Source organism: Geobacillus sp. WSUCF1, from assembly GCF_000422025.1.
Classification (GTDB): Bacteria; Bacillota; Bacilli; order Bacillales; family Anoxybacillaceae; genus Geobacillus; species Geobacillus zalihae.
Genome location: NZ_ATCO01000181.1, coordinates 1 through 10,352, shown reverse-complemented (window position 1 = coordinate 10,352; position 10,352 = coordinate 1). Strand labels below are relative to the sequence as shown.

Here is a 10,352-nt window from a genome sequence, read left to right as displayed (position 1 = left end):
CGACGACGGCAGAAAGACTGGGAACAGAGCCTTCTCATCTGGTTTTTATTGGTTCATCAACACGCCTGATGCTGAAACGTTCCAAAACCTTCTTTATTTTACCATAAAGATGGTCGTTTCCGCTAGACATCCGCGCGGCGCTTGATGCAGCACTCACTCGAGCGGGTGAGAGCGAAAAGAAGCTTCATCAGTTTCCTTCATTTGCCTCCTCTTTTCCGACATTTGACGCCGGTCGATTCATTTCTTGCGTTTCAAACGAAATCGAATAGCCGACAAATACGCCATATAAAATGTATAGGCAAAGCGTCGTAATAATCGTATTCGCTTCTAAGTCTGCAACTGGTTGGACGTTTGGAAACAGTGGATTAAACAAATAAAAGACCATCATCCAAAGCACCACGCCATATACAATTCCCGCCCACATACCGGCGATCTTGCGCAGGAACGCATAGTACAAAAGCGCCGCCGCAATGGAAATGATGCCGATCAGCACGATGGCCGCATAATTGCCGGCTTTCCCATATTTCCAGTCCCCGGCCACCCACGGGATGAGAATCATATTCGGACTGATTTCACTGAAATGGAAAAAATAGGCCAAATAGCCGATCAAACTCCAAAACACCCCGCCGACAAACCCGATGATGATCGTTTTTTGTATGAGCGTCATCGGCCGCTCCGTTTTCTCTTGCTCGAGCTCCCCTTTTTGTTCCGCCATCATCGTGCACCTCCTTGTCTGGTAGTATGACCGAAAGCCGACCGTCCCATGAATCAAACGAAAAAAATGACCGCTCTTGTGTAAATCATGGATTTTTTGGAAATCATAATCGTAGCATCAACCTAGAGGTTTCCGGATATTTCTTGTAGAATAAAATAATAAACATAAAAAATAGGTTGGTGTTGGCCTGATGAAATCATCAATGGAGAAACCGTTATACGGCGGCCAAGCGGTCGTTGAAGGGGTGATGTTTGCTGGCAAGACGCACTCCGTCACCGCTATTCGCCGCCATGACGGGACGATTGACTATTTTACGCTGCCTCGCCGCAGCCATCCGACGCTGGCTGCCCTGAAAAAAATCCCGTTTGTCCGCGGCATTGTCGCCATTATTGAGGCGAGCGCAAACGGGGCCAAGCATTTGCAGTTTGCCAGCGAACAATATGAGGCGTCCTCGGACGAAAAACAGGCCGCCGAAGAAAGCCGCTCCAAATTCGGGCTGATTCTCGGCGCCGCCGTCATCGGCGTGCTATCGTTTTTATTCGCCAAAACCATTTTTACGCTCGTTCCGGCGCTCGCCGCCGACGCCTTTAAACCGCTCGTACCGGGGAAAATGGGGCAAATTTTGCTTGAAGGAGCCTTTAAGCTTGCTCTTTTGCTCGGCTACATTTACTTTATTTCATTGACGCCGCTTGTTAGGCGCGTGTTCCAATACCACGGGGCGGAACATAAAGTCATCAACGCCTTTGAAGCGGGGTGGCCGCTCACTGTTGAGCACGTCCAGCGCGCCTCGCGCCTTCACTACCGATGCGGCAGCAGCTTCATTTTATTTACGGTCATGATCAGCTTATTCCTTTATTTGTTCGTGCCGACGGATCCGCTTTGGCTGCGAATCGCAAACAGGCTCGCTTTAATTCCTGTCGTGCTTGGCGTTTCGTTTGAAGTCTTGCAGTTTACAAATAAATTGAGAGATATTCCGCTGCTTCGCTGGCTTGGTTATCCCGGGCTATGGCTGCAGCGGTTGACGACAAAAGAACCGGACGATGACCAAGTGGAAGTGGCCATCGCCTCGTTTCAGCGGCTTCTCGATTTGGAAGCGGAAGCCGAAAGGAAACAAGCGGTGCAGTAATCGATCAAAGGGGGTGGACTCATTGCGGCGCCGGGCCATTCATCCGCTTGTCGGGCTTATGATTTTGCTTGGAACGCTTGGCATTGTCTATACCCTTTTTGCCCATCCGACGGTGCTGTTCCGCCAGCTGTTGTTTGTTGCGCTGTTTTTGGCCGCCATTTATCTCTTCTACCGGTTCGTATACCAACGCCGCACCGATAAAGATCGGTTATCGTATTTAAAGGCGGTGCGGCAGTCGAAAAAGCTCCATCCCCGCTCCGGGCGCAAACAAGCAAAGCCGGCGAAACTGAAGCGGCCGCTGAAAAAACGGACGGCCATTCCGCACTTGACCGTGATCGAGGGCAAAAAAGGCAAAAAAAAGAATCGAGCTTCGTTTTAGCTTGATTCTTTTTTGTTTGCCTCTGCCGTTCAGCTGAAAAATCGGCGGCAGAGGTGTGCCCTATTGCCGCTTTCCCGTCTAGTACGCCCATTGGCGCAAAAACTGCCGCGTCCGCTCGCGTCCGTAATCGATCAGGCGCCGGCGCGCTTCCAGTTCGATGGAAAATTCCGTAGAAATAACGTTGTCCACCGGCAAAAAGACGATGTTTTTTTCATGGCGACGCGAAATGTAGCGCGCATCATGCGCCTCTCTCATGGCCGCAAACAGCGCCTCATACAAATCGAGCGCATTGGTGATCGTTCGTTTCGGCCGCTCCCCTGGTTTTGGGCTCAGCTGAACGCCCAGCACCGGCCGTTTTTTCTTCTTTTCTTCATCGAACAAAAACAGCGGAAAGTTGCTGAGCACCCCCCCGTCGACAATGAAAGCCACACCGTTTCGCCCGCGAAGGCGGACCGGCTCAAAGAAATAAGGAATGCTGATGCTCATCCGCACTGCTTTGGCGATGGAAAACGACCCAGGGTCAATGCCGTATATGGCTAAATCGTCCGGCAGCACGACGATGCGCCCGTTCGTCACATCGGAAGCGACGATATACAAACTGCCGGCCGGCACATCTTGAAACGTCCGCACGCCGCGGGCGGCGAGCGCCGCCTCGAGCCACCGCTCAAACGCCTTTCCTTGATACAGCCCAAGATGCCAATACAAGCGCACCCATTTCCAAAGCGAAAACGGAATCCATAGCGGCCGTTCATCCAAAAACTGCTCCAACTCCAACTCCTCAAGCAGTCGGGCGATGTCGCGGGCGCTGTAGCCTGCCGATAGCAACGCCGAAAGCAACGCTCCCGCACTCGTGCCGGCAAGCCGCTTCCAGCGCAGACCTTTTTCCTCAATCGCTTCATACGCTCCAAGCAACGCAAACCCTTTCACCCCGCCGCCGGAAAAGACAAGATCAATGTCCACCGCCGCCTCCCCCTTTTTGCCGTTTATACATATGTAAGAAAAAAGGAGGGCATTTAGTACGGCAAACAAAAAAGAGCAAGCATCGGCTTACTCTCCTTGTTCATTGCGCTTTTGGACATCGCGCAGCGCTTCAAGGCGGCGTTCGTCCTCTTGAAAATACTGCACCAAATCGCCGATCCGGTCGATGGCGTTCCAGCTCAAATGGTGTTCAATCCCTTCCACGTCGCGGTAAATGTTTTCTTCGCTGACACCGATCAAACGGAGAAACTGCTCAAGCAGCTCATGGCGGTAGACGAGCCGCTGGCCGATTTTTCTTCCTTTTGGCGTCAAGACGAGTCCGCGGTATTTCTCATACACTAAATACTCATCTTTATCGAGCTTTTGCACCATTTTCGTCACCGAGGAGGGATGGACGGACAACGCTTCAGCGATGTCAGAGACACGGGCATAGCCCTTTTCTTCAATCAAAATGTAAATTTGCTCAATATAATCTTCCATGCTTGGTGTCGGCAACGTTTGTCCCCTCCCATCACGTTTGTCTGCCGCAGACAAGTGCAGCGGCCGTCAGCATCTCTCATGAACATGGCCGCCCTGTCCATTTCGGCTAGACGCTGCCGGGCCAGTCGGCCGCCCAGGCAAACAAAAAATAGCAATCAATCCCATTATACCATGAAGGGAACATTACGTAAAATACTGCACTTGGGCCGATGGAAAAAAGCGAGCAATATACGAGCGCATGGTTTCCTCCAGCTCCCGCGCTTCCTCGTCACGGTACACATATTTGCCGATGCCGTACCGCCCCCACTTATACTTGCGCTTCGATTCGTCCAAATCGAGCTTGGTTTTCGGGTAACGCTGCTCGATGACCCGCTTGGCCGGCTTGGTAAACCGATGCTGGATGAGCTCAAACGTCAAATCAGATAAGTCCACCCCTTCCAATTGCCGGGCGAGCTCCTGAAACAATTCAAAATACCCTTGTTCCCAGCCGTCATGCCGGTAAATCGGCGCGACGACAAAGCCGAGCTGATAGCCGGCACCGGCCACTTTGCGCGCTGCTTGAAGCCGCGCATCAAAGGACGACGTTCCTGGCTCGAAATGGCGGATGACATAACGGGAGTTGACGCTGAAGCGAAAATGCGTCTTACCGTTATGCTTCGCATCAAGCAAATGGTCGACATGCTCATACTTCGTCACAAATCGGAGCCGCCCGTAGTCGGTCGCGCCAATAAACTCAATCGCTTTTTTCAGCGAATGGGTCAAATGATCGATCCCGACAATGTCGGACGTGCATGCCGCCTCGAAGCGAGTAATCTCGGGTGCGCGCTCGTCAATATACGTTTGCGCTTGAGCGAAAATGTCGTCCAAGTTGACATACACGCGGATATATGGCTTGCTTCCTAATGTCGTTTGCAAATAGCAATAATGGCAATGGCCCATGCATCCGGTTGCCAACGGAATGGCGTATTCGGCTGACGGCTTCGATGAATCAAATTTCAGCGTCCGCCGCACGCCAACAACGAGCGTCGATTTCGCATTTCGATACCGGGCCAGCTCCGTCTCTCCCGGAATGCCGCGCACTTGGTTGTGCGATGTCGTCTCGCGAATCTCGATTCCCATTTGTGTAAATTTCTCGTACAATTCCTTTCCGAGCGGGTACGACAACGCCTCCGGTTCGAAATACACAAGTTTTGGCACAAACGGTTTCATCGTTTTCCTCCATTTCGTCCATCTTTACAGTTAGTATGGACGAGAACGGGGGAGTCGTTATCTTACTTTATTTGGAATTCTTTTTTCGTTTCCTTGTTGCCTCCACATCCACATCCATCCGCCTCCCAACGAAACCAGCGGGCATGGCCGTCGGTTTCGGCAACGATTTGCCAGCATTCTCGGCCATTGATCATGCGATCCAGATGCAGTTTCGGATCCCACATATTGTTATACACATGGAACAAATCCCGTTGGCGGCCGATTTCACGAAGCTGCTCAAGCAATCCACGCTTTGCCTCATCTGACATTTGGTTCGCGACATGCGTGTGGAAGATGCAAACAACGGTATCGGACGGAACTTGTGCAACAAGATCAGAGAGAAGTTCAACCCCGTCTCCCTCGATCAGACGAATCGGCGTTTGTTCCAGACATCGGGCTGCCTTTTCAAACAATTGGCGCCGGTCTTTATGTTCGGGCCAAATGAGCGCCTTCATCCATCGTCGATCATCCTCTTTTTTCAAGTCAATCACATGCAAATCGATACCGATCCGTTCAGCGACCCATGTGAAATTCAACTTGATCATCTCCCTTATTCTTCGACTTTTCACAACATTCTTCGCTCTCTTCATGCCATTGAATTCCATCAACTAGAAACTCGATCCTTTCGCTTACTATATTCGTTCCAACATACAGATTGCCCTGCAAAACATTCGCACACCTTTGCGATTTGCCATGACAGCTCATGAACGCAATGATACAATAAAACTAAACTGAAAGGAGGGATGCAGAATGTCTCACGAGCTTGTCGAATTGCTTCGCTCGGTGCTGAAAGAGGAGTTGCAGCCCATTCATGAACGCCTCGACCGCCTAGAAGCCGGACAGCAACGCCTCGAAGAACGACAACAACGCCTCGAAGAACGACAACAACGCCTCGAAGAACGACAACAGCGCCTCGAAGAACAGCAACAACGCCTCGAAGAACAGCAACAACGCCTCGAGGAAAAGTTGGACCATTTCATTATCGAGACGCGCAGCCATTTCAAAAAAATCGAGGACGAGCTGGCCGACCATCGGCGCATGTTCGAGATATTGTCACATGATTGGCGCAACGCGAACATTGCGATTGAATATTTAAACCATAAGATCGGCCAGCACGATCTGGAAATTTATCAGCTAAAAAAGCGGCTCGAACTCCAAGAAACAAAGTAAAAGCGCATGCCCGATGACCGGCGCATACGCTCGAACCGCTTATCCCCGCTTGCGAATGCGGAAATTGTCTTCTAACAGCACCCAGTTTTCCGGATACGGATACCCGAGCACCCAGTAGCTGATTCCGCGCAATCCGTATTCTTTCACCAATTCAAATTTCGCCAACGCGCTGCGGGCGTCTTCAAACCATACTTCGTGCTGGCGGCCTTGCTCGTCCGTGTACCGGTAAAACGGCGAGGCGGCCGCCGCATCGTATTGGATGGACGCCCCGTAGCGAATGGCGCGCTCTAGCGCCTCTTTCGGACTGAACGTTTCCGCCTCTTGCCCTTGCACGTGCGGCAGCACCCAGTCGCGGGCATAAATTTGAAACCCCATCATGATTTTGCTACGCGGAATGGCGGTCACCGCATAATCGAGCACGCGCCGAATTTGATTCACCGGCGAAATGGCTTGCGGCGGCCCAAATCGGTAGCCCCACTCATAGGTCATAAGGACAACAAAATCAGCGATGCGTCCGTGGGCTGGGTAGTCGTGCGCTTCGTACAGCAGCCCTTTTTGTTCAGCGCTTATTTTGGGCGCCAGCGACGTCGATAAAACATACCCTTCGGCGTGAAGCCGGTTGGCCGCCCGCTGCAAAAACTCGTTATACCGCTTGCGGTCGGACGGATAGACATTTTCAAAATCGACATTCAACGCGCGGTACCCTTTTGCTCGCATCACTTGAATGACGTTGTCAAGCAATCGCGTTTGCAGCGCAACGTCGGCCAGAATCGTCTGCGCCAGCCTCGAGCCCGGGTCTTGGTACGTAAAGTTCGTGATCGTCATCATCGGCACGACACGGGCGGCATAAGCCGCCTGAATGAATGCTGTATCATTGATCGGATTGAGCCCGCCATCGGCGCGGATCGTGTAGGCGAATGGCGCGGCATAGGTCAAATGGCGGCCGACTTCGCGCACTTGCTCCGCTCCTTTCTCCCCTTGGTCCACCGTAAATGCGTTCACCTCGATGAGCGGCTTCGCCGGCGGGATGATGAGCCGCTGTCCGGGGACGATCCGGTTCGGATCGGTAATATCGTTTACTTCGATCAGCTGCTGAACCGTCACTCCGTAGAACGAAGCGATTTGCGCCAGCGTCTCCCCGCTTCGCACCGTATGGATGCGCGCTGGGATGAACAACGTTGTCCCTGGATAAAGGAGCGACGGATTCGTGATCCGGTTCGCCTGTATAATCGCTTCGACCGCCACTCCATACTGGCGCGCAATTTGCCATAACGTTTCCCCTGTGCGGACCGTATGGTAACGATATGGAACCGGGATGACGAGCGCTTGGCCAACGGCTAGCCGGTTCGGGTCGCTCAGTTCATTGGCGGCGACAATCCGCTCGAGTGGAACGCCGTAACGCTGAGCCAACTGCCAAAGCGTCTCCCCGCGCTTTACGACATGAACAATCATGACGCTCCCCCTTTCGTTCCCTCCTTTTACCACTATATTTTGGCTTTTGCCTTTTATGTAAAAAAAACGCCGGTTCCTCTACGGAAACCAGCGTTTCATCCATCCAAACCCATCCGTATCACCATTACAGGCCACACTTCAGCTGCGCGCCGCAGTTGGTGCACGTGTTGCAGCCGCCGATCTCTTCGACCGTCCCTTCGCGGCAAATCGGACAAATATTGCCAACTTCCGAACCAATCGTCACATCGGTGGCGCGCACATCTTGAATCGTATCCACAAGCACAACGGCGCGTTTCGTCTCTTTTTCCTCGAGCTCCTCTGGAAGCAGTTCAAGTTGCTCTTCAATCCGATTCTCCTCAGCCTTTAACGTCAACACTTGCGCATCGCGGCTGCCGTCGACATAGACGGTTCCGCCTTTCGCACCGCAACGCCATAAACGCTCGTACACTTTTTGCACTTGCTCGACGGTGTAGCCCTTTGGCGCGTTGACCGTTTTCGACAAGCTCGAGTCGACCCAGCGTTGAATGATACACTGCACATCGGCGTGCGCTTCCGGCGGCAAGTCCATCGCCGTCACAAACCAAGGCGGCAAGTGTTCGGGTCGGCTTCCGGGTGTTTGTCCAAATATTCTTGGACGATGTCCGCTTTCACTTCGATAAATTTGCCCAAGCGCCCGCTCCGGTAGTACGAGAACGAGAAGTACGGCTCAAGCCCGGTTGAGACGCCGACCATCGTTCCCGTCGATCCTGTCGGCGCCACCGTCAGCAAGTGCGAGTTGCGGATGCCGTATTTCAAAATATCTTGACGAATATCTTCCGGCATCCGTTTCATGTAGCCGGTGTTGATGAACGCTTCACGCAGCTTGCGCGTCTCTTCCTCCGTTTCGCCGACAAGAAACGGGAAGCTGCCTTTTTCTTTCGCCAGCTCGATCGATGCCCGGTATGCGGTCGTGGCGATCGTGCGGAACAGCTCATCGACAAGCTGGTTTCCTTCCTCAGAGCCGTACGCTTTTTCGCAGTAAATGAGCAAGTCTGCAAGCCCCATGACGCCAAGGCCGATGCGGCGCTCGCCGAGCGCTTGTTTTTTGTTTTCCTCAAGGAAGTACGGCGTGGCGTCAATGACGTTGTCTTGCATCCGCACCCCGATTTCGACCGTGCGTTTCAGTTTTTCGTAGTCCACGACCTTCCGTTCTTTGTCGACCATGTTCGCCAAGTTAATGGCGGCCAGATTGCACACCGAATACGGTGCCAACGGTTGTTCCCCGCACGGGTTGGTCGCAACGACTTTTTGCCCGTACGCGCGGGCGTTCGTCATTTCGTTGGCGTTGTCGATGAAGAAAATGCCCGGCTCGGCCGAATACGTCGCGCAAATGTTGATCAGCTTCCACAGTTCGCGGGCACGGATTTTCCGGTAGACGCGGACGCGATAGCCCATTTTCTCCCATTCGCGTACATCGCCGACTTCATGCCATTTTTCGTTGTAAATGCGCATTTCCTCTTCGGAATAGGTTTCCACGTCCGGGAAGCGGAGCGCGTATTCTTCGTCCTTTTCGACCGCTTCCATGAACTCTTTCGTCAAGCAGACGGAAATGTTCGCACCGGTCAAAAAGTCTGGGTTGTGCACCGTATATGTACCGCCGGTGCGCAGTTTTTCTTCGGCGTCTTTGATGATGTCTTCGGTGAAACCGCCGTAGTCAGGCGCGTTCTTGTATCGGACGATCGCTTCGTACATCGCCCGCTCCCGCTCGGTGAGCGGCGTAAATTTCAGTTTGTCGCGCGCTGCTTTTTTGATGCCTTCGTCTTCCATATTTTCGAGCAGGTAGCGCAAAATGCGCGGGTTTTGCATTTTCGAGACGATGAATTCGATAATGTCCGGGTGCCAGTCGGCAAGCATAATCATTTGGGCGCCGCGGCGGGAGCCACCTTGCTCGACAAGGTGGGTCAGCTTCGCAATATCGTCAAGCCACGAGACCGACCCGGACGATTTGCCGTTCACCCCGCGCGCAAGCGTATGGCGCGGCCGCAATGTCGAGCCGTTCGTCCCAACGCCGCCGCCGCGGCTCATGATTTCCATCACCTGCTTCCGATGTTCGGAAATTCCTTCGCGCGAGTCTTTCACAAACGGCATCACATAGCAGTTGAAATACGTCACTTCCTTGCCCGAACCCGCCCCGTACAACACGCGGCCGGCCGGAACAAAATTCAAGCTTGCGAGCTCTTGATAAAACTTTTCGAACCACTCTTTCCGCTTTTCTTCCGTCTTTTCCACCGCCGCCAGCCCGGTCGCATTGCGCTTGGCGATTTGCTCATAGAAAATCTCGAGCGGCTTATCAATAATGTCGAGCGACCGAACCACAATGCCGGTCTCCGCCTCTTCCCCTTCGAGCACGTGCCGGTATTCGTCTTCAATCAACACGCGCGCCTTTTTCGCCTCCCAATCGATGTCGACGATAAACCCGAGCCCTCGTGCCGGGAATTTCGGATCCTCCTTGATCGTCAACACGACGAAGTCGCCCGGTGTGAGCGTCAGCTTCTCCGTATCTTTGAATGAATACCGGTCAAGCATGACCAAACGGGATACGCCTTTATGGGTGATGTGCATATCCGGCGTAATCGGATGCACTTGCGGAAATAGGCGGATATCCTCGTTCAGCTTGTCAATATTGATCTTCATTTTTTCGGATGACGCCACCGTCATTCTCCTATCTCTCCTCTTTTATATAATCTCTCATGTTTTTGGCAAAGTTGTCCTGTCTTCTCTACCTTACCATATCAAACAGAAAAAAACAATATATAGTATGATTT

At 52.7% G+C, this 10,352-nt stretch carries 9 protein-coding genes and 1 pseudogene; 3 read left to right on the top strand and 7 right to left on the bottom strand.

Features of this window, described 5'->3' with window-relative positions:
• Positions 1–187: 187 nt before the first annotated feature.
• Complete coding sequence (locus I656_RS01825; RefSeq protein WP_015375382.1) at positions 188–718, bottom strand: YqhR family membrane protein; 531 nt, start codon at positions 716–718, stop codon at positions 188–190.
• A 187-nt stretch (positions 719–905) separates the two neighbouring features.
• Here I656_RS01825 and I656_RS01830 point away from each other — a divergent pair, with 187 nt between their 5' ends.
• Both I656_RS01830 and I656_RS01835 read left to right on the top strand, forming a co-directional pair.
• Positions 906–1,841, top strand: a complete 936-nt coding sequence (locus I656_RS01830; protein ID WP_015375383.1) for a DUF1385 domain-containing protein — start codon at positions 906–908, stop codon at positions 1,839–1,841.
• Positions 1,842–1,863: 22 nt separating this feature from the next.
• Positions 1,864–2,220 carry an SA1362 family protein gene (locus I656_RS01835; RefSeq protein WP_013144760.1) on the top strand — a complete coding sequence of 119 codons (357 nt, stop codon included), beginning with the start codon at positions 1,864–1,866 and terminating at the stop codon, positions 2,218–2,220.
• A 78-nt stretch (positions 2,221–2,298) separates the two neighbouring features.
• Here I656_RS01835 and I656_RS01840 read toward each other — a convergent pair whose 3' ends face one another.
• The 4 genes from I656_RS01840 to I656_RS01855 all read right to left on the bottom strand — a co-directional run bounded on the left by I656_RS01840 (position 2,299) and on the right by I656_RS01855 (position 5,471).
• A complete protein-coding gene (locus I656_RS01840) occupies positions 2,299–3,180 on the bottom strand; it encodes a patatin-like phospholipase family protein (protein ID WP_015375384.1) in 882 nt (293 codons plus the stop codon).
• An 87-nt stretch (positions 3,181–3,267) separates the two neighbouring features.
• Positions 3,268–3,693, bottom strand: coding sequence for a transcriptional regulator MntR (gene mntR, locus I656_RS01845; protein WP_011231898.1), 426 nt, complete (start codon positions 3,691–3,693; stop codon positions 3,268–3,270).
• A gap of 168 nt (positions 3,694–3,861) precedes the next feature.
• Positions 3,862–4,887, bottom strand: a complete 1,026-nt coding sequence (splB, locus tag I656_RS01850) for a spore photoproduct lyase (RefSeq protein WP_020756525.1) — start codon at positions 4,885–4,887, stop codon at positions 3,862–3,864.
• A gap of 62 nt (positions 4,888–4,949) precedes the next feature.
• On the bottom strand, positions 4,950–5,471 hold the full coding sequence (locus I656_RS01855; RefSeq protein WP_235048661.1) for a DUF2332 domain-containing protein: 522 nt from the start codon (positions 5,469–5,471) through the stop codon (positions 4,950–4,952).
• Between the two features lie 205 nt (positions 5,472–5,676).
• Between I656_RS01855 and I656_RS01860 the strand changes: the two genes are divergently transcribed.
• Positions 5,677–6,096, top strand: a complete 420-nt coding sequence (locus I656_RS01860) for a hypothetical protein (protein WP_020756522.1) — start codon at positions 5,677–5,679, stop codon at positions 6,094–6,096.
• A 39-nt stretch (positions 6,097–6,135) separates the two neighbouring features.
• Here the strand turns inward: I656_RS01860 and I656_RS01865 are convergent, their stop codons facing one another.
• Together I656_RS01865 and I656_RS01870 are read right to left on the bottom strand one after the other, a co-directional pair.
• Positions 6,136–7,548 carry a LysM peptidoglycan-binding domain-containing protein gene (locus I656_RS01865; protein ID WP_015375388.1) on the bottom strand — a complete coding sequence of 471 codons (1,413 nt, stop codon included), beginning with the start codon at positions 7,546–7,548 and terminating at the stop codon, positions 6,136–6,138.
• A gap of 124 nt (positions 7,549–7,672) precedes the next feature.
• Positions 7,673–10,245, bottom strand: a pseudogene (locus tag I656_RS01870) (vitamin B12-dependent ribonucleotide reductase).
• Between the last annotated feature and the right edge of the window lie 107 nt (positions 10,246–10,352).